Raw genomic sequence first — 20,681 nt, 5'->3', positions numbered from 1 at the left:
GAATGGCCTATGCCTATGACCCGACGAACATCTTCGCCCGCATCCTGCGCGGCGAGATCCCCAACGACACCGTCCTTGAAACCGCCCACAGCCTGGCCTTCCGCGACATCGCACCGAAAACGCCCGAGCATGTCCTTCTCATCCCCAAGGGGCCCTATGTCTGCCACGATCATTTCGCCGCCGAAGCCTCGGATGCCGAGATCGTCGACTTTACCCGCGCGGCGGGAGAACTTTGCCGGATGCTGAACATCGCGCCGGGCGCCGGCGGGGCGGGCTATCGCACGATCTCGAACGCGGGCGAACACGGCGTTCAGGAAGTTCCGCACTATCACCTGCACATCCTTGCGGGCCGGCCCCTGGGGCACATGCTGCCCAGGGCCTGACGCGCCCCGCGCGTGACGGGTGCGGAAGCCTCCGGCGGGGATATTTTAACTCTGAAGAAACCAATTGGTGCGAATCTGGGGGCACGGTACAGGCGGGGACGCCGATGACCGTCTCTGGAGAAGCGAAAGCGCCCTGGCCCACCGGCATCGCTGCGGGGTTCAGGGCGCGGCGCCTGTCTTCTTCAGAGCAAAAATATCCCCGCCGGAGGCTTCAGGATTTCGAGGTCAATGCCACGAAGACCTCTTCCAGACCGGGTTGTTCCGAGGCGACATCGCGGATCTGGATGCCGGCTGCGCGGATCGCGTCGAGCACGGCCCCGGCGCTTGTTTCGGACCTGCGATACAGGAAAGCGATGGTGCCGTCCGGGCGGGCTTCCATGCTGATCCCGGCGGGAAGGCTGATCGTTGCGGGCGGCGGCTCTTCGGGCTCGACGATCAGGGCCTTGCCGTCCATCCGGCGCAGAAGGGCGGGGGTGGTGTCGCGCACGATGACTTCGCCCCGGTCGATGATGGCGATCTCGTCGCACATCTCCTCGGCCTCTTCCAGGTAATGCGTGGTCAGGATGATCGTCATGCCCTGTTCGTTCAGCCGCCGCACATTGGCCCAGAGCATGCTGCGCAATTCGATGTCGACGCCGGCGGTCGGCTCGTCCAGCACAAGGATCTGCGGGCGGTGCACCAGCGCCTTGGCCAGAAGCAGGCGGCGCTTCATCCCCCCCGACAGGTTGCGCGCATAGGCCTCGGCCTGCTGGGTCAATCCGACAAGGCTCAGGATCTCGTCCGTCCAGCGTTCGCGCGCGGGCACGCCATAGAGCCCGGCCTGCATCTCCAGCGCGGCACGCGGAGAGAAGAACGGATCCATGTTGAGTTCCTGCGGCATGACCCCGATCGCGGCGCGCGACTGGCGGGGGTTCACGTCCTGGTCGAAGCCCCAGATCGTCACCTTGCCCGCCGTCTTGCGCACCAGCCCGGCCAGAATGTTGATCATCGTGGATTTTCCCGCGCCGTTCGGCCCCAGAAGGCCGAAGATCGAGCCGGCGGGAATCGACAGGTCGACGCCCTTCAGGGCCTCTTTCGGGCCCTGCCGCCCTGTTGCGGCATAGGTCTTGCGCAGGTTTTCGATGCGTATCGCCTGTTGTTCCACCTTGTCGGCCCCCGCTCAATCGTTATCATGCGCGCCAAGTTAAAGCCTGTATCCCACGCCGCCACAAGAACGGCCAGCCAAACGGAGCCCGACCATGACGATCGCCCCGCCCGAAACCCAGACCGTGACCCGCTGGAAGGTTGCCTGCGACGGGGGCGAGGGGGCGCTTGGCCATCCGCGGGTCTGGCTGTCCATCCCGAAGGAGACCGGCGAGGTCGAGTGCGGCTATTGCGACAAGAAATTCGTGATCGACCGGGCGCATGCCCATGACGATCACTGACCGGGCAAGGGCGGCCTGAGCGGACGGCCCGCCGGGGCCGTAATTTCCTCCGCGCCCGAAGCGGGGACGCTAGCCGCCCTTTCCGACCAGCGCGGTGGCCACGATTCCGACGGCGAAGCCCGCCAGTGCGGCCAGCGAGGGCGCCTGGCTGTATCTGAGGTGCGCTTTCACCGCGATATCCTGGAACATCAGGAAAAGAATGCCGCCCGCGGCGGCCATCATCAACCCGCCGGTCAGCATCGGAAGCTCGCGCAGGAACAGATACCCGACCGCAACGGCAAGCGGCCCGATCCCTGCCAGAAGGAAGAATGACCGCAATATGCCGGGCCTTGCGCGTTTGCCGTTTGCCACGATCTCGCGGAAGGCGTTGAAGGCTTCGGGGAGGTTCTGGGCGCCGATGAAGAAGGCCAGAAGCGCCGCTTCGGCCGAGCGGCTGGCGATGATCGCACCAAGCGAGATCGCCTCGGGCACGAAATCGGTGAGCATCGCGTAGAACTGGGCGTTCGCGCCCGCATGTTTCTTGCGCAGGCGCTCCAGCAGCGCAAACAGGATGCCGCCGCCGAAGAACGCGGCCAGCCCGTGCCAGAGCGAAAGCAGCTCCAGCCCCTTGGGGACAAGGACGAAGGCCACCGCCGCCACAAGGATGCCGCCGCCGAATGCGATCATGCCTTGGCGGAATTCCTGCTCCAGCCAACGCGGCTGGATACGCTCGATGCTGGCCAGGTAGCCACCGGCCGGAATCATCAGCCCGGCGACAAGGCCGTAGAGCAAGGCAAGAAAGAGGTCATGCATGTCGGCCCCGCGCGCTGTGTTCCACCTTCATGACACAGGATGGCGGTCGGGACCAAGTGCGCGATGGCCCGGCAGATGCGCGCCGGTCGCCGCCCCGTTTGCGGGCGGGGCTGCGGGATCACGCCCCGTCGGAGGCCTTGCGCGCCTTGGCGGCGGCTTTCATCCTTGCAAGAAGTTCGGCCTTGGTTTCCTGCTTGCCGAAGGGGTTCTTTTCGCTGCCACGGGCATTGTGCTCAGCATGGCGGGGGGCGTTCTTGCCATGTTTCGGGCCGCCTGATTTTCCATAATCCATGATGCACCCCTCCTGATCTGCAAGGCCCCCTTGTCATGCCCGAGCGCGCCGGCGGGCGCAAGGCTGCTGGCAGGCGGGGGCGGGTTGTGGCAGAACGGGGCAAACACAGGAATGGGAGACCGGGCACATGGCATTCGGGAAAGGCTGTCACCTGCATCTGATCGACGGCTCGGCCTTCATCTTCCGTGCCTATCATGCGCTGCCGCCGCTGACGCGAAAGTCGGACGGGTTGCCGGTGGGCGCGGTGGCGGGCTTTGCCAACATGATCTTCAAATATATCGAGGATGCAAAGGGCGACGACGCGCCGACCCATGCCGCGGTGATCTTCGATCACAGCTCCCGTACCTTCCGCAACGAGATCTACCCGGAATACAAGGCCAACCGCCCCGAACTGCCCGAGGACCTGCGCCCGCAATTCCCGCTGACGCGCGATGCGACGCGGGCCTTCAACCTGGCCTGTGTCGAGGTCGAGGATTACGAGGCCGACGACATCATCGCCACCCTTGCGCGCCAGGCGCGCGAGGCAGGCGGGCGCGTGACGATCATCTCGTCGGACAAGGATCTGATGCAGCTTGTCGGCGGCGGGGTCGAGATGCTGGATGCGATGAAGGGGCTGCGTGTCGGTCCCGAAGAGGTCGAGGCGAAATTCGGCGTGGGGCCCGCGCGCGTGATCGACGTGCAGGCCCTTGCGGGGGATTCGGTCGACAACGTGCCCGGCGCGCCCGGGATCGGCATCAAGACGGCGGCGCTTCTGATCAACGAATATGGCGATCTGGAAACACTTCTGGCCCGCGCAGAGGAAATCAGGCAGCCCAAGCGGCGCGAAACGCTGGTGAATTTCGCCGATCAGATCCGCATCTCGAAACGCCTCGTGACGCTGGACGATCATACGCCGCTGGATTTCACCCTCGACAGCCTCGAGGTGAAGGACCCCGATCCGCAGACCCTTCTGGACTTCCTCAACCTGATGGAGTTCCGCACCCTGACGCGCCGCACGGCCGAGCGGTTCGGGCTGGAGCCCCCGCCCGCGCCGGTCCAGCCCGATGCCGCGCCGGGCACCGACATGCCCGAGGCACCGGGCGCCCCCGCGGCCGAGGCGCTGCCCTTCGATCATGACGCCTATATCTGTATCCGCGACGGCGCAACGCTGGGCGAATGGCTGGCCGAGGCACGCGCGAAGGGCTGGCTTGCGCTCGATACCGAAACCACGAGCCTTGACGAGATGCGGGCCGAGCTGGTGGGCGTGTCGCTGTGCATCACGCCGGGGCGGGCGGCCTATATCCCGCTAGGGCATCGCAGCGGCGGGGATGACCTGTTCGGCGGCAGCGCGCTTTCCGAGGGGCAGATGCCGCTGGAAGAGGCGCTCGCGCTTCTCAAGCCGGTTCTTGAGGATGACAGCATCCTCAAGATCGGGCAGAACATGAAATATGACTTCAAGATCTTCGCCCGGCACGGCATTCGCGTGACGCCGCTGGATGATACGATGCTGATGTCCTATGCGATGTTCTCGGGGCTGCACAATCACGGGATGGATGTGCTGTCGGCCGAGTATCTGGGCCATGAGCCGATCCCGATCAAGGAGCTTCTGGGCTCGGGCAAGGCGCAGATCACCTTCGACCGCGTTCCGATGGACCAGGCCACCCGCTACGCGGCCGAGGATGCCGATATCACCCTGCGCCTTTGGCAACGCTTCAAGCCGCAACTGCACCGCGCGGGTGTCACGACGGTCTATGAAACGCTCGAACGCCCCCTGGTGCCGGTTCTGGCCGATATGGAAATGGCCGGGGTGCGTGTCGATGCCGCGGTGCTTGCGCGCATGTCGAACGTCTTCGCGCAGCGCATGGCCGGCCTCGAGGCCGAGATCCACGAGGCCGCGGGCCAGCCGTTCAACGTGGGCTCGCCCAAGCAGCTGGGCGAGATCCTGTTCGACCAGATGGGCGTGCCGGGCGGGTCCAAAGGCAAGGCAGGCGCCTATTCGACGGGCGCCGACGTGCTTGAGGACATCACCACGATGGAGGATCAGCCCCAAGCGGCCGGGCTGGCCGCGAAGGTGCTGGACTGGCGCCAGCTCTCCAAGCTCAAATCCACCTATACCGACGCCCTGCAAGGCCATGTGAACCCCGAGACGGGCCGGGTGCATACCTCCTACGTCATCGCGGGGGCGAATACCGGGCGGCTCGCCTCGACCGATCCGAACCTGCAAAACATCCCCGTGCGCTCGGACGAGGGCCGCAGGATCCGCGAGGCATTCGTGGCCGGCCCGGGCATGACGATCGTGTCGCTGGACTATTCCCAGATCGAGCTGCGCATCCTGGCGCATGTGGCCGATATCGCGGCGCTGAAACAGGCCTTCCGTGACGGGATCGACATCCACGCCATGACCGCATCCGAGATGTTCGGCGTTCCCGTGGAAGGGATGGACCCGATGATCCGCCGCCAGGCCAAGGCGATCAATTTCGGCGTGATCTACGGGATCTCGGGCTTTGGCCTTGCGCGCAACCTGCGCATTCCGCGCGCCGAGGCGCAGAGCTTCATCGACCGGTATTTCGAGCGCTTCCCGGGCATCCGGAAGTATATGGACGACACGATCGCCTTTGCGAAGGAACACGGCCACGTCCAGACCCTTTTCGGACGCCGGATCCACACGCCGGAAATCAACGCCAAGGGCCCCGCGGCGGGATTTGCGAAACGCGCGGCCATCAATGCGCCGATCCAGGGCGCGGCCGCCGACATCATCCGCCGCGCGATGGTGCGCATGCCCGCCGCGATTGCCGGACTGCCCGCAAGAATGCTGCTTCAGGTCCATGACGAACTGATCTTCGAGGTCGAAACCGCCGCCGCGGATGACCTCATCTCGACCGCGCGCGGGATTATGGCCGGCGCGGCCGAGCCGGTCGTCAAGCTGGCGGTCCCGCTGGTCGTGGATGCGGGGAAGGGCCAAAGCTGGGCCGAGGCGCATTGAGCATGCGACGGTGCCCGGCATATCCTTCGGAACGCTCCGCGGGGGATATTTTTTCTCTGAAGATGCGCATGGTTTCTTCAGAGCCAGAAATATCCCCGCCGGAGGCATCCCGAACCCACCGCCTTCTTGCGAAAGGGGATACGCGCGCTGATGCCGCATGATCACCATTCTCATCATCACGGCCATTCGCATGCCCGGCTGAGCCTGCACGAAGGCGATCGTCGCGTGGTGTTCGCGGTTGCGGTCAATCTGTTGCTGACGGTGGCGCAGGTCCTGGGCGGGGTGATCGCTGGCTCCATCGCGCTGGTGGCGGACGGGGTGCACAATTTTTCGGATGCGGCGGCGCTGGTGCTTGCCTTCGGCGCGCGCCGGTTGGCGCGGCGTGCGGCCGATGCGGGCATGAGCTTTGGCTGGAGCCGTGCCGAAACTGTCGCGGCGCTGGTGAATTATGTCACGCTGGTCGTGGTGGCGGTCTGGTTGCTGGCCGAGGCGGTCGGGCGGCTGGCCGATCCGCCGGGGGTCGACGGCTGGATCGTCGTGTGGCTGGCCGGGCTGGCGCTTATGGTCGATCTTGCCACCGCGGGGCTGACCTACCGGCTGTCACGCGAAAGCCTGAACATCCGCGCCGCGTTTCTGCACAATCTGGCGGATGCGGGGGCCTCGGTCGCGGTCATCGTCGGGGGTGCACTGATCCTGTGGTTCGACTGGCGACTGGTCGATCCGCTTCTGACGATCGGGATTTCGCTGTTCATCCTGTGGCACATTGCGACCGATATCCGCCCGGTCCTGCGCATTCTGATGCTTGGGGCCCCTCCGGCCTCGCCGGACCGCGAAACGATCGCGGGGCGGCTTCGGGAATTGCCGGGTGTGGAGGATCTGCATCACGTCCATCTGTGGCAGATCGACGAGGATCGCAGCGCCTTCGAGGCGCATCTGGTCCTTGCGGAGGGGACGGATTTCGCCGCGGCGATCCGTCGGGCCAAGGCGGTTCTGGCCGAGGAATACGGCCTCTATCACGCGACGCTGGAGGCCGAAACCCGGCGGGGCGGTTGCGCGGATCAGGTCAAGACCGGCTGAGAGGGGTAGCGCATCGCCGGGCTTTCAGCCCAGCTCGGCTGTGGGGATGATCGGGAAGAACACGTCCGAGGACCACAGGCCAAGCCAGTCCTGCCCGTCATGGTTGGCCGGGCGCGCGATCTCGACCAGCCGGTAGAAGGTTTTCCGGTCGATCAGCGCCTCCAGCCCGCGGCGGACGTGGATATAGGGCGAGGGCTCGCCGTTTTCGGCGCGGGTGACGCGGATCGGGTTCTCGGCGCTTGCGGTCACGGTATCGCTGACATTGGTGGTGAAGCGCAGCTTTTGCCCCGCGCCGCTGCCGATCCGTTCGAAATCGACCGCGACGAAGGGCGCGTCAACCACGCGGATGCCGACCTTTTCGACCGGGGTGACCAGAAAATACGCATCACCCTCGCGCTTGAGGATCGAGGCGAAAAGCCGGACCAGCGCCGGTCTTCCGATGGGCGTGCCCAGGTAGAACCATGTCCCGTCGCGCCGGATTTCCATGTCCAGATCGCCGCAAAAGGGCGGATTCCACAGATGGACCGGCGGCGGCCCCTTGCGCCCGGCCTTGCCCGCCGCTTCGGCCAGCCCCTCGGCGCTGGGGGGCTTCACGTTCTTTTGTGTCTTGTTCTCAGGTGCCATGAGGGCTTTGCCATTGGGTCTGTTCGCTTTATCTGGTTAGCTTAACATATAGCGGCAAGGGAGCCCAAGTCATGGTCGAACCTGTGGAACTGATCGCCGATGTCGAACGTCTGGGCGCGAAGCTTGCGGAGGCGCGGGCCTCGATCGACCGGCGGTTCATCGGGCAGGACCGTGTGGTGGAGCTGGTTCTGGCGGCGCTTCTGTCGGGCGGGCATGCGCTGTTGGTGGGCCTTCCGGGGATGGGCAAGACCATGCTGGTCGATACGCTGTCCACCGTGATGGGGCTGAAGGGCGCGCGGATCCAGTTCACGCCCGACCTGATGCCCGCCGATATCCTGGGCTCGGAGGTGCTGGAGACGGCGGCCGATGGCAGCCGCGCCTTCCGTTTCATCGAGGGGCCGGTCTTCTGTCAGCTTCTGATGGCCGATGAGATCAACCGCGCCAGTCCGCGCACGCAATCGGCGCTTTTGCAGGCCATGCAGGAGCGCGAGGTGACCGTGGCCGGGGTGCACCGTCCGCTGGGGCGGCCCTTCCACGTTCTGGCGACCCAGAACCCGATCGAGCAGGAGGGCACCTATCCCCTGCCCGAGGCGCAGCTGGACCGTTTCCTTGTGCAGGTCGATGTGGATTATCCCGACCGCGAGACCGAGCGCGACATCCTTCTGGCCACGACCGGGGCCAGCAGCAATGCGGCGTATCAGGTCTTTACCGCCGCGGAACTGCTGGCCGCGCAGGATCTGGTGCGGCGCATGCCGGTGGGCGAAAGCGTGGTCGAGATGATCCTTGATCTCGTGCGCGCCTGCCGCCCCGGCGAAGAGGAAAGCTCGGCCGCGGTGCGCGATACGCTGGCCTGGGGGCCGGGGCCGCGCGCGGCGCAGGCCCTGATGCTGACGGTGCGGGCGCGGGCCTTGCTCAATGGCCGCTTCGCCCCGTCGGTCGAGGATGTGCTGGCGCTGGCGCGTCCGGTCCTGATCCATCGCATGGCCCTGTCCTTCGCGGCGCGCGCGCGTGGGGAAACCCTTGGCGGCGTGATCGACCGTGTCGCGCAAGAGGTCAGCCGCACCGAGGCGGCTGCGTGAGTGCTGCGCAGGATATGACCGCGCCCGCGGCCCTTGGCCTGCGGCGCGAGGCCGAGGGGGTTGCCTCTGCCCTTCCGCCGCTTCTGGTCGCGGCCGAGCATCTGGCGGCGACCGTGCAGATGGGCGGGCACGGCCGGCGCCGGGCCGGTGCGGGCGAAGAGTTCTGGCAGTATCGCCCGGCCCATTCCGGGGATGAGGCGCGTTTCGTGGACTGGCGCCGCTCGGCCCGGTCCGATCAGCAATATATCCGCGACCGGGAATGGCAGATCGCGCAATCGGTGCATCTGTGGGTCGATGATGCGGCCTCGATGCGGTATTCGGGCCACAAGGATCGCCCAGAGAAGGGCGCGCGGGCGCGGCTTCTGGCGCTTGCGCTGGCGGTGCTGATGATCCGGGCGGGCGAACGGGTCGGGTTGGTCGGCGCGCTTGCGCCGCCGCGTCCGGGCAAGGCGCAGCTGATGCAGCTTGCGGGGCTGTTGTCGGCGCCGCCGGGATCTGCGGATTACGGCACGCCCGAGGTCGGGGCCGTGGTGCCGCGGTCGCGCGCGGTGTTCATTTCGGATTTTCTGGGCGATCCGGCGCCGGTTGCGGCGGCCCTTGCCGCGCTGGCCGACCGGGGCGTGCGGGGCGTGTTGTTGCAGGTGCTCGACCCTGCCGAGGAAGAGTTTCCCTTTGACGGGCGCACGATCTTCGAAAGCATGGCCGGAACCCTGCGCTACGAGACGCGCAAGGCCGGCGACCTGCGCACCCGCTATCGCGCGCGGCTGGCCGAGAGGCAGGCCTATCTGTCCCATCTGGCGGGAACGGCGGGCTGGCAGTTCTTGACCCATCACACCGGCGCCCCGGCGCAGGGCGCGCTGCTGTGGCTTTATTCGGCGCTGGAGCCGGTGCGCTGATGTGGATGCTGGGCCCCATCGGTTTCGCCTCACCCCTGCTGCTGCTGGGGCTTGCGGGTCTGCCGATCCTGTGGGTCCTGCTGCGCGCGGTGCCGCCCGCGCCGATCCGGCGGCGCTTTCCGGGGGTGGCGCTGCTTCTGGGGCTGAAGGACGAAGAGGTCCAGGCCGACCGCACGCCGTGGTGGCTTTTGCTGTTGCGCATGGTGGCGGTCGCGGCGGCGATCATCGGCTTTGCGGGGCCGATCCTCAATCCGGTGGTGCAGGTGGCGGGCTCGGGCCCGCTTCTGATCGTGACGGATGGCAGCTGGGCCTCGGCCCGCGACTGGCCGCGCCGTCAGGACCGGATGCGCGAGGCCCTGGCCGAAGCCGCCCTGGCCGGACGCCCCGCCGCCGTCCTGATGCTGAGCGATCCTCCCCCCGTGGCGCCCGTCTTCGCCCCCGCGCAAGAGGTGGCGGCCGCGCTTCCCGGCCTGTCGCCGAAACCGTGGGAACCGGCCGCCGAGGGGAGCGCCATCCCCTTGCCCGAAGGCGCCTTCGATACGCTCTGGCTGTCGGAAGGGCTTGCGCGGCCGGGGCGCCCGGCGCTGCTTGAAACGCTTGGCGCGCGTGGCGATCTGCGGATCTGGGAACCCGCCGCGCCGGTGCAGGCCCTGCGTGCGCCCCGGATGCAGGAGGGCGGGTTGCAGGTGACCGCCCTCGCGGCAGGGCCGATGACCGCGCCCGTCGAGGTCGCGGCCATCGGACTCGATCCCAACGGGATCGAGCGCGACCTCGCCCGCGCATCGGCCACCTTCGGGCCGGACGGCACGGCCGAAGCCGCCTTCGATCTGCCGCCCGAGCTGCGCAACAGGATCACCCGGTTCGAGATTGCGGGCCTTCGCAGCGCGGGGGCGGTGGCGCTGACGGACGATGCCGTGAAGCGGCGCAAGGTGGCGCTGATCGCCGCCGGCTCCGCGCGCGAGGGGCTGGAGCTGCTTTCGCCCACCCATTACCTGCGTCAGGCGCTTGGCCCGACCACCGATCTGATCGACGGCACGCTTGGCGATGTGCTGATGGCCGCGCCCGATGTCATCATCCTGGCCGATGTTGCCGATATCGCGGAGGAGGATGCCCTGGCCGAATGGGTCGAGGAGGGCGGGCTGCTCATCCGTTTCGCCGGGCGGCGGCTTGCCGCCTCGGAACGGCAGGGCGATCCACTTTTGCCGGTGCGGTTGCGGGCGGGGGGGCGCTCCGTCGGGGGGACGATGAGCTGGGGCGCGCCGCGCGCGCTTGCGCCGTTCCCCGAGGATTCGCCCTTCGCGGGGCTGGCGGTGCCCGAAGAGGTGACGGTCAGCGCGCAGGTGATGGCCGAGCCCTCGCCCGAACTGGCCGAGCGCACGATCGCCGCGTTGCAGGACGGCACGCCCCTGGTGACGCGCGCGGCGTTCGGGGACGGGACGGTGGTGCTGTTTCATGTGACCGCGAATGCCGAATGGTCCTCGCTTCCGCTGTCGGGGCTTTTCGTCCAGATGCTGGAGCGGCTGGCGGTCTCGGCGCGTCCGGCGCGGCCCGAGGCAAGCGATCTGGCGGGCACGACCTGGGTGCCGCAAAAACTGATCGACGCGTTCGGACGCCTGCAGGACGCGGGCGAGGCGGCGGGCGTGCCCGGAGAGGCCTTAGTTGAAGCGCGGCTTGGCCCGGAACTGCAACCCGGCCTTTATGCCGCCGAGGACCGCCAGGTGGCGCTGAACGTGATCGCGCATGACCGGGTTCTGGCCCGCGCGGCCTGGCCCGCCGGTGTGACCGTCGAAGGGGCCGAGATGCCGCGGCAGCGCGCGCTGAAAGGTGTGCTTGTCGGCGCGGCCCTGGCGCTGCTGCTTCTGGATATCCTCGCCTCGCTTCTGGTGTCGGGGCGGTTGCGCGCTACGCGGGGCGGCGCCGTTGCGGCGCTGGCGCTGGCGCTGGCGCTGCCCGCCCCGCAGGCACGCGCCGAGATGGACGAGGCCCGCGCCGTCGCGGCCGCCGGGAACGTGGTTCTGGCCCATGTCGTCACCGGCGATGCCACAACCGACCGGGTTGCCGCCGCGGGCCTGCGCGGGCTTTCGGAGGTGCTGTTCCGCCGCACCACCGTCGAGCCGTCCGAACCAATGGCCGTCGATATTGAGCGTGACGATCTGGCGCTTTTCACGCTGCTTTACTGGCCCGTCACCGAGGATCAGCCCGCGCCCTCGCCGCAGGCCTATACGCGGCTCAACCGCTATCTGCGCGGTGGCGGGATGATCCTGTTCGACACGCGCGATGCCGATGTGGCGGGCTTCGGCGGATCGAGCGCGACGGGGCGGCGCCTGCAGGCGCTTGCCGCGCCGCTGGCGATCCCGCCGCTTGAACCGATCCCGCATGACCATGTGCTCACGCGGACCTTCTATCTGTTGCAGGATTTCCCCGGCCGCTATTCGGGCCGGTCGATCTGGGTCGAGGCCTCGCCCGAGGATGCCGAACAGGCCGAGGGGATGCCGTTCCGCAACCTCAATGACGGGGTGACGCCGGTGGTGATCGGCGGAAATGACTGGGCCTCGGCCTGGGCGATCGACGATCGCGGGCTGCCGATGTATCCCGTCGGGCGCGGCCAGGCGGGCGAGCGGCAGCGCGAGATTGCCTATCGCTTCGGCGTCAATCTGGTGATGCATGTGCTGACCGGAAACTACAAATCCGACCAGGTGCATGTGCCCGCGCTTCTGGAAAGGCTGGGCCAATGACGGGGCTCAGCATCATCTTCGCGCCGCTTCTGCCCTGGCCCTTGATTGCGGCGGCGGGCGGGGCGGCCTTGCTGCTTGCCCTTCTGGCGCTGTGGCGCGGGTTGCGGGGCTGGGCCTTGCGCGCGCTTGCCGCATCGGTGCTTCTGCTGGCGCTTGCCCAGCCCGCCATTCAGCGCGAGGAAACCGACCCGCTGTCCGATATCGTCATCGTGCTTGAGGATCGGACCGCAAGCCAGGGCCTTGCCGGGCGGCCCGACCAGACCGCGCGCGCCGTGGCCGCGGTCGAACGCGACCTGAGTCAAATCCCGAACGTGGAGATCCGCAAGGTCCGGCTGGGCGATGCCGAGGGCGATGCGGGCACCTTGCTGATGGGCGCGCTTGCTCAGGCCATGGCCGAAGAGCCGCGCGCCCGGATCGCGGGGGCGATCCTCGTGACGGACGGGCAGGCGCACGATCCGGCCCTTGCCCCCGCGATGCCCGCGCCGATGCATGTGCTGTTGAGCGGCCGCGCGCGCGACTGGGACCGCCGCCTCGTGATCGAGACCGCGCCGGCCTTCGGCATCATCGGAGAGCCGGTGACGATCCGCCTGCGGGTCGAGGATCTGGGGCAGGTGCCCGCAACGGCGGGAACCACCGCGTCGCTTTCCATCGCCATCGACGGAGAGGCCGCGCAAAGCTACGAGGTCGATGTGGGCCAGCCGCTGGAACTGCCGCTGGTTCTGGATCATGGCGGGCAGAACGTGGTGCAGTTCACGCTGGCCCCCGCCGAGGGCGAGCTGACCGAGCGCAACAACAGCGCCGTGGTGCAGATCAACGGCGTGCGCGACCGTCTGCGCGTGCTTCTGGTCTCGGGCGAGCCGCATGCGGGGGAACGGACCTGGCGCAACCTGCTCAAGTCCGATTCGGCGGTGGATCTGGTGCATTTCACCATTCTGCGCCCGCCGGAAAAGCAGGATGGCGTGCCGGTGTCGGAACTGTCCTTGATCGCCTTTCCCACGCAGGAGCTGTTCGTCGACAAGATCGACGAATTCGACCTGATCATCTTCGACCGCTATGGCGAGCGCGGCATCCTGCCCTCGGGTTACTTCAGCAATATCCGCGATTATGTCGAACGGGGCGGGGCGGTCCTGATCTCGGCCGGGCCGGAATTTGCGACCGTGGAAAGCCTCTGGCAGACTGATCTGGGCGAGATCATGCCCGCGCGGCCGACCGGGCGGGTGCTGTCGCAGGCCTTCCTGCCGATGCCGACCGCGCTTGGCCGCCGCCATCCCGTCACCGCGGCGCTGGAGGGGGCGCCGGTCGTGACGGACGGTCAGGTGGATGAAAGCCGGCCCCATTGGGGCCGCTGGCTGCGCCAGATCGAGCTGAGCAATGCCAGCGGTCAGGTGGTTATGGAGGGCGTGGAGGGCGCACCGCTTCTGCTTCTGGATCGCAAGGGGGACGGGCGCATCGCGCTGCTGGCCTCGGATCATCCCTGGCTGTGGGACCGCGGCTACGAGGGCGGCGGGCCGCAGCTTGAACTGCTGCGCCGCATCGCGCACTGGTCCATGAAAGAACCCGAGCTTGAGGAAGAGGCGCTTTACGCCGAGGTCGAGCCCGGCAGCCTTGCCCTGACGATTATCCGCCGCTCGATGGAGGAAACGGTGCCGCCGGTCGAACTGACCGCGCCCGATGGCAGCACGCATGAGATCACCCTGTCCGAAACCGCGCCGGGCCGCTTTACTGCGCGCTGGATCGCGCCGTCCGAGGGGCTTTATCGCCTGCGTCAGGACGATCTGGAGCGGGTCTTCGCGCTTGGTCCGGCCAGCCCGCGCGAGTTCGAGAAGACGATCGCAAGCGCCGATCCGCTGGCCCCAGCGCTTGCCGCAAGCGGCGGTGCGGCGCTGCGCCTCGAAGAGGGCCAGCCCGACATTCGCACGGTGCGCGCCGGGCGCGTGACCGCGGGCCGCGGCTGGATCGGCATCACCCCGCGCGGGGCAAGTGCGACGGTGGACATACGGGTCGCGCCACTTCTGCCGGCATGGGGGTTCCTGCTGATCGCGGTGCTCTTGTCGGTTGCGGCCTGGCTGGTCGAGGGACGTGGGCGCCGCCGCGCCTGAGAGCTGCGGGGCCCGTGTCAGCCGGGCGGGTTCGCCAGCAGCGCCCGGCGCGAGGTCGAGGCGAATTCGCGCCGCCACAGCATCGCCGTTGTCAGGACCGTGGCCGTCACAAGGACGACCGGTCCAAGCATCCAGGCCAGCGAGGCAAGCGCGAAATAGACTGAGCGCAACCCGCGATTGAAGCTTTTCGCGGCATTGATATTGACCTCGGCCGCCTGGGCGGCGCGGGCATAGGCGATCTCTCCGACATCGTTGGGCACGGCGGCCATGGCGATGGCGCAATAGTTGAACAGCCTGTGCGCCCAGACGAATTTCAGGAAGGCATTGGCGCCCAGCATGATCGCGGTCAGGATCTTGGCCTCCCACAAGAGGGCCGGGCCGGTATCGAGCGCGAGATCCGAGGCCACCGCCGCCAGGCGTTCGGGGTTGCCGATCAGCGCGAAACCGCCCCCGATGGCGATCAGCGAGGTCGAGGCGAAGAAGGTCGTGCCGTGGCGCAGGCTGTCCATGATGGCGGCATCGAAGATGCGCGGCTCTCGCGTGACAAGCTGGCGCATCCATTCGCGCCGGTACCCCTCCATCAGCCGCCCGACCGAGATGCGGTTGCGCGGGGGGTGTTCGGATATCCAGCCGATGGCAAGCCAGCACGCGACCAGAAGCGCAAGTGCGGCGATATCGCCGGGACCAAGCGGGCCGATATGGAAGGTCTCGATCATTCGCGGCATCCTAAAGGTGCGATTGATTTGTTGCCAGATGGCAAAATTGGTTATAAAAACTAACCAATAGGGAGGGGCGTGCCATGCAAATGCCGATACCGAATGCCGGAGTTCTTGCCCGCAAGGCGCAGATCGTCGCGCGGTTGCGCGCGCTGCTGCCCGCCGATGCGGTGATCGACGATCCGGCCGAGACCCGCGCCTATGAATGCGATGCGCTTGCCGCCTATAGCTGCGCGCCGCTGGCGGTGGTCTTGCCCCGCACCACCGCCGAGGTGGCCGCGGCCCTGCGGCTTTGCCATGACGAGGGCGTGCCGGTCGTGCCGCGTGGCTCGGGCACGAGCCTTGCCGGTGGGGCGATGCCCTCGGCCGATGCGGTGGTGCTGGGTCTGGCGCGGATGAATGCCGTGCTCGAGGTCGATTATGACAACCGCTTCATCCGGGTCGAGGCCGGGCGCACCAACCTGTCGGTCACCGGGGCGGTCGAGGGGGAGGGCTGGTTTTATGCGCCCGATCCCTCAAGCCAGCTTGCCTGCGCGATCGCGGGGAATATTGCCATGAACTCGGGCGGGGCGCATTGCCTGAAATACGGCGTCACCACCAACAATCTTCTGGGGATCACGCTGGTGACGATGGCCGGCGAGGTGATCGAGATCGGCGGGCCGTGGTGCGATGCGGCGGGGCTTGATCTTCTGGGGGTGATCTGCGGATCGGAAGGGCAGCTTGGCGTGGTGACAGAGGCCACGCTGCGCATCCTGCGCGCGCCCGAAGGCGCGCGCCCGGTGCTGATCGGGTTTGACTCGAACGAGGTCGCGGGCGCCTGCGTGGCCGATATCATCCGCGCCGGCGTGCTGCCCGTGGCGATCGAGTTCATGGACCGCCCCTGCATCCGCGCGACCGAGGATTTCGCCCATGCCGGCTATCCCGATTGCGAGGCGCTGCTGATCGTCGAGGTCGAGGGCAGCGGCGCCGAGATCGCCGAGCAGCTTGGCCTGATCCGCCGGATCGCAGAGCGCCATTCCCCCGTGGAATTCCGCGAGGCCACCAGCGAGGACGAGGCGAAACGCATCTGGCTGGGCCGCAAGTCGGCCTTCGGCGCGATGGGGCAGATCAACGACTACATGTGCCTTGACGGCACGATCCCGGTGTCAAGCCTGCCCCATGTGCTGCGCCGCATCGGCGAGATGTCGGCCGCGTTCGGCCTGGCCGTCGGCAATGTCTTTCACGCGGGCGACGGCAACATGCATCCGCTGATCCTTTACAATGCCAACACGCCGGGCGACCTGGAACGCTGCGAGGCGCTTGGCGCCGAGATCCTGAAGCTGTGCGTCGAGGTGGGCGGCTGCCTGACCGGCGAACATGGCGTGGGCATCGAAAAGCGCGACCTGATGGGGGTGCAGTTCGCCCCCGCCGATCTGGAGGCGCAGATGCGGGTGAAGGACGTGTTCGATCCGCACTGGCTTTTGAACCCCGCCAAGGTCTTCCCGCTTGCGGCAAGCGCCCCCCGGAGAACCGCATGAGACCCGAGACCGAAGCGCAGCTTTCCGAAGCGATCCGCGATGCCCGCGCGCCCCTGCGCATCGTGGGGGGCGGCACCCGTCCCGTGGGCGCCGACCTGTCGGGGACGGCGCTGCATACGGGCGGGCTACGGGGGGTCAGCCTTTACGAGCCCGCCGCGCTGACGCTTGTGGTGCGGGCGGGCACGCCCCTTGCCGAGGTCGAGGCGCTGATCGCCGCCGAAGGACAGCGCCTGCCCTTCGAGCCGGTGCGCTGGGGCCCCGTTCTGGGCGCTGCGGGCGAAAGCACGATCGGCGGGGTGGTGGCGGCCAATGTCTCGGGCTCGCGCCGGATCCAGGCCGGGGCGTGCCGCGATTCGCTGATCGGCGTGCGCTTCGTCGATGGTTCGGGCGCCGTGGTGAAGAATGGCGGGCGGGTGATGAAGAACGTGACCGGCTATGATCTGGTCAAGCTGATGGCGGGAAGCTGGGGCACCCTTGGCGTGCTGAGCGAACTGAGCTTCAAGCTGCTGCCCGCCCCGGCCGAACAGGCCACGCTGATCCTGCCCGACCTTGATCCCGCCGCCGCGGTGCCCGCCTTGTCCGCGGCCCTTGGCGCGCCCTATGACGTGACGGGGGCGGGCTGGCTGCCGGGCACGGGCGCGATGGTGCGCATCGAGGGGCTGTCGGAATCCGTGAGCTACCGCGCAGGGCGTCTGGCCGTTCTGCTGGCGCCTTTCGGCCGCGTGATCGAAATGCGTGACGGCGCGGCCGTGCTGTGGCGCGATCTGGGCGAGGTGGCGCCGTTCCATGGCGCGACGGGCGATCTGTGGCGCTTTTCGGTGAAGCCGGGCGATGCGCCGGGGATCGCGGCGCGGCTGGGCTTTCCGGTGGTGCTGGACTGGGGCGGCGGGCTGGTTTGGGCGCTGGTGCCCGAAGGCACGGATGCGCGCGCGCTTGCGGCGCCTTTCGCGGGCCATGCCACGCGGATGCGTGGATCAGGGGCGGGGGCCTTCCACCCCGAACCCGCGCCCGTCGCGGCGCTTTCGGCGGGCCTGCGCGCGCAATTCGATCCGCGCGCGATCCTCAACCCTGGAAGGATGGGCTGATGCAGACGCATTTCACGAAAGAGCAGCTGGCCGATCCGGGCGTCGCGCGCGCCAACGAGATCCTGCGCGCCTGCGTGCATTGCGGATTTTGCACCGCGACATGCCCCAGCTATCAGGTGCTGGGCGATGAACTCGACAGCCCGCGGGGGCGCATCTACCTGATCAAGGAGATGCTCGAATCCGGCCGTCCGGCGGATGCGCGCACGGTCCGGCATCTGGATCGCTGCCTGTCCTGCCTTGCCTGCATGACGACCTGCCCCTCGGGCGTGCATTACATGCACCTGATCGACCATGCGCGCGCCCATGTGGAAAAGACCTATCGCAGGCCATGGCACGACCGGCTGCTGCGCTGGACGCTGGCGAAGATCGTGCCCTATCCGGGGCGCTTCCGGCTGGCGCTTCTGGGGGCCAAGGCTGCGCGGCCCTTCGCCCGGCTTCTGCCCGATCCGCGGCTGCGCGCGATGATTGCCATGGCGCCAAAGCAGGTGCCGCCGGTCAGCCGCAATGACGATCCGCAGGTCTTTGCGCCGACAGGGGCGCGGCGCTACCGGGTGGCGCTGATGACGGGCTGTGCGCAAAAGGCGCTCAATACCGATATCAACGACGCCACGATCCGCCTTCTGCGCCGGCTGGGCTGCGCGGTGGTGATCCCGCGCGGGATGGGGTGCTGCGGCGCGCTCAGCCATCACATGGGGCGCGCGGGTGAAAGCCACGCGCAGGCGGCCACGAATATCCGCGCCTTCCTGGCCGAGGGCGACCTGGACGCGATCATCATCAACACCTCGGGCTGCGGCACCACGGTGAAGGATTACGGCCATATGTTCCGCACCGATCCGATCGCGCAGGATGCCGCGAAGGTGGCGGGCCTCGCCTGCGACATCTCGGAATTCCTGGAGGGTATCGGCCTGCCAGAGGGCGCGCCGAAGGGGCTGCGCGTGGCCTATCACGCCGCCTGCTCGCTTCAGCACGGCCAGCAGGTCAAGACGGCGCCCAAGACCTTGCTGAAAGCCGCCGGGTTCGAGGTGGTGGAACCCGCCGACAGCCACCTGTGCTGCGGCTCGGCCGGCACCTACAACCTGTTGCAGCCCGAAATCTCGGGCGAGTTGAAGCGGCGCAAGGTTGCCACGCTTGAGGCACGCGCGCCGCAGGTAATCGCGGCGGGCAATATCGGTTGCATGATGCAGATCGGGTCGGGCACGGCCATTCCGGTCGTCCATACGGTCGAGCTTCTGGACTGGGCCACGGGCGGTCCGAAGCCGCGCGCATTGTCGGGTTCGCCATAATCTCGCCGCAGGCGAGGCCTAGGCTTCCTGCGATCTGATGCGGGATGGTGGAATGCGAAGACTGATCTTGGTGCTGGGAGTATTGCTGGCGCAGCCGCTCTGGGCCGAGCAAAGTGCCCTGCGGACCCTGGCCACGGGGGACGATACCCGCGGCTGGGAGGCCGTGGGCCGGCTGAACCTGGGCGATGATTCGTTCTGCACCGGGGCGCTGATTGCGCCCGATCTGGTCCTGACCGCCGCGCATTGCCTTTACAGCCGCGACAGCGGGCAGATGATCGACGCGGGCGCGATCGAGTTCCGCGCGGGCTGGCGCAACGGGCGCGCGGTGGCCTATCGGGGGGCGCGCCGAGCGCTTGCGCATCCCGATTACGTCTATCAGGGCCGCGACCGTGTGGACCGTGTGTCATGGGATCTGGCGCTGATCGAACTGAGCCAGCCGATCCGTCTGCCGCAGGTGCACCCCTTCGCGCTTGATGGCGCGCCGCGGCGGGGCGAGACGGTGGGCGTGGTCTCATACGCGCATGACCGCGCCGAGGCTCCGTCGCTGCAAGAGGTCTGCGAGGTGATCAACCGCGAGGGCAGCGTCCTGCTGATGTCCTGCGATGCCGATTACGGCTCTTCCGGCGCGCCGGTCTTCGCCATGCGTGGCGGCGAGCCGCGGATCGTGTCGGTCGTTTCGGCCAAGGCCGAGATGGACAGCCGCAAGGTATCGCTTGGCACGCTGGTCGATGCGGTGGCGGACCTGCGGGCGGCACTTTCCGCGCCCTCGGGTTCGGGCGCCGGCAAGTTCATCAAGACCGGCGGCGCGAAGTTCCTGCGCCCATGAAGCCGGCGACATGGATACTCGGGATAATCGCCGTTCTGGCCGGGGTGGCCCCGGTTCTGGCGCAGAATTCGGGTCTTGACCGGCTAACCCGGCGCGAAGAGGTCTTTGGCTGGGAGGCGGTGGGCAAGCTCGATCTTGGCGGGGGCTTCTGCACCGGGGTGCTGATTGCGCCCGAACTGGTCCTGACCGCGGCACATTGCGTCTTTCAGGGTGAAACCGACCGGCCGCGCGACGCCTCTGCCATCCGCTTCCGCGCGGGGTTGACCGATGGCACGGCGATTGCCGAACAAACCGCGCGCCGCTTCGTCGCCCATCCCGGCTATGACCCGCGCCAAGGCGTCACGCTGGAGAATATCCGCCACGATGTGGCCCTGATCGAACTAGACCAGCCGATCCCCTCCTTCGTGGCCGCGCCCTTCGTGGTGGCGCCGGTCGGCGGCACCGGAAGCGAGGTCAGCGTGGTGTCCTATGCGCGCGGCCGTGCCGATGCCCTGTCCTGGCAGCGCACCTGCCGTGTCTTTGGTCGGGCAGAGGGACTTGTCGGCTTCGATTGCGATGTCGACCGGGGCTCGTCCGGCGCGCCGGTCTTCGACCGCTCGGGCAATCGCGCGCGGATCGTGTCGCTCGTCTCTTCGGGTGGGCGAAACGGTGGCCAGGTGCGCGCTTACGGGATGGAGCTGCCGGCGCTGGTCAACGAGCTGAAAGCGGCCCTGCGTTCCGGGCGCGGAGTGGTTGCGGCAGGTTCGCAACCCGCGCCGGCCCCAACACCCGCGCGGCCCGCCGTGACGAAGCGAATGGGTGGCGGGGGCGCGAAATTCGTCCGGCCGCCGGGATCGTAGGCGTGCGTCCGGGCTGCCCCGGAAAGGCCTTGAAAGCCGCAATTCCACTTCC

General features: G+C 67.9%; 18 protein-coding genes. 13 read left to right on the top strand and 5 right to left on the bottom strand.

All coding sequences use genetic code 11. The annotated features are described in order from the left end of the window. The first annotated feature begins 2 nt into the window (after positions 1 to 2). Positions 3 to 383, top strand: a complete 381-nt coding sequence (locus AC4PTO_RS13765; protein WP_492729383.1) for an HIT domain-containing protein — start codon at positions 3 to 5, stop codon at positions 381 to 383. A gap of 211 nt (positions 384 to 594) precedes the next feature. On the opposite strand, the gene AC4PTO_RS13760 is transcribed toward AC4PTO_RS13765, so the two are convergent. After that, positions 595 to 1,527, bottom strand: coding sequence for an ABC transporter ATP-binding protein (locus tag AC4PTO_RS13760; RefSeq protein WP_492729381.1), 933 nt, complete (start codon positions 1,525 to 1,527; stop codon positions 595 to 597). Between the two features lie 94 nt (positions 1,528 to 1,621). Here AC4PTO_RS13760 and AC4PTO_RS13755 point away from each other — a divergent pair, with 94 nt between their 5' ends. Further along, entirely contained in the window at positions 1,622 to 1,807 is a 186-nt protein-coding gene (locus tag AC4PTO_RS13755; protein WP_492729379.1) for a zinc-finger domain-containing protein, read from the top strand. 69 nt (positions 1,808 to 1,876) lie between these two features. Here the strand turns inward: AC4PTO_RS13755 and AC4PTO_RS13750 are convergent, their stop codons facing one another. Next, positions 1,877 to 2,599: a ZIP family metal transporter gene (locus AC4PTO_RS13750; protein WP_492729377.1), complete on the bottom strand. Its 723-nt coding sequence runs from the start codon at positions 2,597 to 2,599 to the stop codon at positions 1,877 to 1,879. Between the two features lie 118 nt (positions 2,600 to 2,717). Next, a complete protein-coding gene (locus AC4PTO_RS13745; RefSeq protein WP_492729375.1) occupies positions 2,718 to 2,891 on the bottom strand; it encodes a hypothetical protein in 174 nt (57 codons plus the stop codon). A gap of 127 nt (positions 2,892 to 3,018) precedes the next feature. On the opposite strand from AC4PTO_RS13745, the gene polA reads away from it, so the two are divergent. Both polA and AC4PTO_RS13735 read left to right on the top strand, forming a co-directional pair. Further along, complete coding sequence (polA, locus tag AC4PTO_RS13740) at positions 3,019 to 5,853, top strand: DNA polymerase I (RefSeq protein WP_492729373.1); 2,835 nt, start codon at positions 3,019 to 3,021, stop codon at positions 5,851 to 5,853. 150 nt (positions 5,854 to 6,003) lie between these two features. Next, entirely contained in the window at positions 6,004 to 6,930 is a 927-nt protein-coding gene (locus AC4PTO_RS13735; protein ID WP_492729371.1) for a cation diffusion facilitator family transporter, read from the top strand. Positions 6,931 to 6,954: 24 nt separating this feature from the next. Here AC4PTO_RS13735 and AC4PTO_RS13730 read toward each other — a convergent pair whose 3' ends face one another. Next, on the bottom strand, positions 6,955 to 7,554 hold the full coding sequence (locus tag AC4PTO_RS13730) for a DUF1285 domain-containing protein (protein ID WP_492729369.1): 600 nt from the start codon (positions 7,552 to 7,554) through the stop codon (positions 6,955 to 6,957). A 71-nt stretch (positions 7,555 to 7,625) separates the two neighbouring features. On the opposite strand from AC4PTO_RS13730, the gene AC4PTO_RS13725 reads away from it, so the two are divergent. From AC4PTO_RS13725 to AC4PTO_RS13710, 4 genes are read left to right on the top strand one after another with little or no spacing between them, the layout of a single operon-like run. Next, positions 7,626 to 8,633, top strand: coding sequence for an AAA family ATPase (locus tag AC4PTO_RS13725; protein ID WP_492729367.1), 1,008 nt, complete (start codon positions 7,626 to 7,628; stop codon positions 8,631 to 8,633). 14 nt (positions 8,634 to 8,647) lie between these two features. After that, positions 8,648 to 9,529: a DUF58 domain-containing protein gene (locus AC4PTO_RS13720; protein ID WP_492733627.1), complete on the top strand. Its 882-nt coding sequence runs from the start codon at positions 8,648 to 8,650 to the stop codon at positions 9,527 to 9,529. Beyond that, on the top strand, positions 9,529 to 12,264 hold the full coding sequence (locus AC4PTO_RS13715) for a DUF4159 domain-containing protein (protein ID WP_492729365.1): 2,736 nt from the start codon (positions 9,529 to 9,531) through the stop codon (positions 12,262 to 12,264). Before AC4PTO_RS13720 ends, AC4PTO_RS13715 begins: the two co-directional genes overlap by 1 nt. Continuing rightward, on the top strand, positions 12,261 to 14,363 hold the full coding sequence (locus AC4PTO_RS13710) for a hypothetical protein (RefSeq protein ID WP_492729363.1): 2,103 nt from the start codon (positions 12,261 to 12,263) through the stop codon (positions 14,361 to 14,363). Before AC4PTO_RS13715 ends, AC4PTO_RS13710 begins: the two co-directional genes overlap by 4 nt. A gap of 17 nt (positions 14,364 to 14,380) precedes the next feature. Here AC4PTO_RS13710 and AC4PTO_RS13705 read toward each other — a convergent pair whose 3' ends face one another. Beyond that, positions 14,381 to 15,079: a DUF599 domain-containing protein gene (locus tag AC4PTO_RS13705; protein ID WP_492729361.1), complete on the bottom strand. Its 699-nt coding sequence runs from the start codon at positions 15,077 to 15,079 to the stop codon at positions 14,381 to 14,383. An 83-nt stretch (positions 15,080 to 15,162) separates the two neighbouring features. Here AC4PTO_RS13705 and AC4PTO_RS13700 point away from each other — a divergent pair, with 83 nt between their 5' ends. The 5 genes from AC4PTO_RS13700 to AC4PTO_RS13680 are packed head-to-tail and all read left to right on the top strand — an operon-like array spanning position 15,163 to position 20,629. Then, positions 15,163 to 16,596, top strand: a complete 1,434-nt coding sequence (locus tag AC4PTO_RS13700) for an FAD-linked oxidase C-terminal domain-containing protein (RefSeq protein ID WP_492729359.1) — start codon at positions 15,163 to 15,165, stop codon at positions 16,594 to 16,596. After that, positions 16,593 to 17,681: an FAD-binding protein gene (locus AC4PTO_RS13695; protein ID WP_492729357.1), complete on the top strand. Its 1,089-nt coding sequence runs from the start codon at positions 16,593 to 16,595 to the stop codon at positions 17,679 to 17,681. The genes AC4PTO_RS13700 and AC4PTO_RS13695 overlap by 4 nt, the downstream gene beginning before the upstream one ends. After that, complete coding sequence (gene glcF / locus AC4PTO_RS13690) at positions 17,681 to 18,964, top strand: glycolate oxidase subunit GlcF (RefSeq protein ID WP_492729355.1); 1,284 nt, start codon at positions 17,681 to 17,683, stop codon at positions 18,962 to 18,964. The genes AC4PTO_RS13695 and glcF overlap by 1 nt, the downstream gene beginning before the upstream one ends. A gap of 52 nt (positions 18,965 to 19,016) precedes the next feature. Beyond that, positions 19,017 to 19,790, top strand: coding sequence for a trypsin-like serine peptidase (locus tag AC4PTO_RS13685; RefSeq protein ID WP_492729353.1), 774 nt, complete (start codon positions 19,017 to 19,019; stop codon positions 19,788 to 19,790). Next, on the top strand, positions 19,787 to 20,629 hold the full coding sequence (locus AC4PTO_RS13680) for a trypsin-like serine peptidase (protein ID WP_492729351.1): 843 nt from the start codon (positions 19,787 to 19,789) through the stop codon (positions 20,627 to 20,629). Before AC4PTO_RS13685 ends, AC4PTO_RS13680 begins: the two co-directional genes overlap by 4 nt. Positions 20,630 to 20,681 lie beyond the last annotated feature (52 nt).

Source organism: Rhodobacter maritimus (assembly GCF_058747975.1).
This window is presented reverse-complemented; position numbering and strand designations above follow the sequence as displayed.

Coding starts and splice junctions, on each gene's coding strand:
- AC4PTO_RS13765 (WP_492729383.1), top strand. CDS start 3: ATGGCCTATGCCTATGACCCGACGAACATCTTCGCCCGCATCCTGCGC.
- AC4PTO_RS13755 (WP_492729379.1), top strand. CDS start 1,622: ATGACGATCGCCCCGCCCGAAACCCAGACCGTGACCCGCTGGAAGGTT.
- AC4PTO_RS13750 (WP_492729377.1), bottom strand. CDS start 2,599: ATGCATGACCTCTTTCTTGCCTTGCTCTACGGCCTTGTCGCCGGGCTG.
- AC4PTO_RS13745 (WP_492729375.1), bottom strand. CDS start 2,891: ATGGATTATGGAAAATCAGGCGGCCCGAAACATGGCAAGAACGCCCCC.
- polA (WP_492729373.1), top strand. CDS start 3,019: ATGGCATTCGGGAAAGGCTGTCACCTGCATCTGATCGACGGCTCGGCC.
- AC4PTO_RS13735 (WP_492729371.1), top strand. CDS start 6,004: ATGCCGCATGATCACCATTCTCATCATCACGGCCATTCGCATGCCCGG.
- AC4PTO_RS13730 (WP_492729369.1), bottom strand. CDS start 7,554: ATGGCACCTGAGAACAAGACACAAAAGAACGTGAAGCCCCCCAGCGCC.
- AC4PTO_RS13725 (WP_492729367.1), top strand. CDS start 7,626: ATGGTCGAACCTGTGGAACTGATCGCCGATGTCGAACGTCTGGGCGCG.
- AC4PTO_RS13720 (WP_492733627.1), top strand. CDS start 8,648: ATGACCGCGCCCGCGGCCCTTGGCCTGCGGCGCGAGGCCGAGGGGGTT.
- AC4PTO_RS13715 (WP_492729365.1), top strand. CDS start 9,529: ATGTGGATGCTGGGCCCCATCGGTTTCGCCTCACCCCTGCTGCTGCTG.
- AC4PTO_RS13710 (WP_492729363.1), top strand. CDS start 12,261: ATGACGGGGCTCAGCATCATCTTCGCGCCGCTTCTGCCCTGGCCCTTG.
- AC4PTO_RS13705 (WP_492729361.1), bottom strand. CDS start 15,079: ATGATCGAGACCTTCCATATCGGCCCGCTTGGTCCCGGCGATATCGCC.
- AC4PTO_RS13700 (WP_492729359.1), top strand. CDS start 15,163: ATGCAAATGCCGATACCGAATGCCGGAGTTCTTGCCCGCAAGGCGCAG.
- AC4PTO_RS13695 (WP_492729357.1), top strand. CDS start 16,593: ATGAGACCCGAGACCGAAGCGCAGCTTTCCGAAGCGATCCGCGATGCC.
- glcF (WP_492729355.1), top strand. CDS start 17,681: ATGCAGACGCATTTCACGAAAGAGCAGCTGGCCGATCCGGGCGTCGCG.
- AC4PTO_RS13685 (WP_492729353.1), top strand. CDS start 19,017: ATGCGAAGACTGATCTTGGTGCTGGGAGTATTGCTGGCGCAGCCGCTC.
- AC4PTO_RS13680 (WP_492729351.1), top strand. CDS start 19,787: ATGAAGCCGGCGACATGGATACTCGGGATAATCGCCGTTCTGGCCGGG.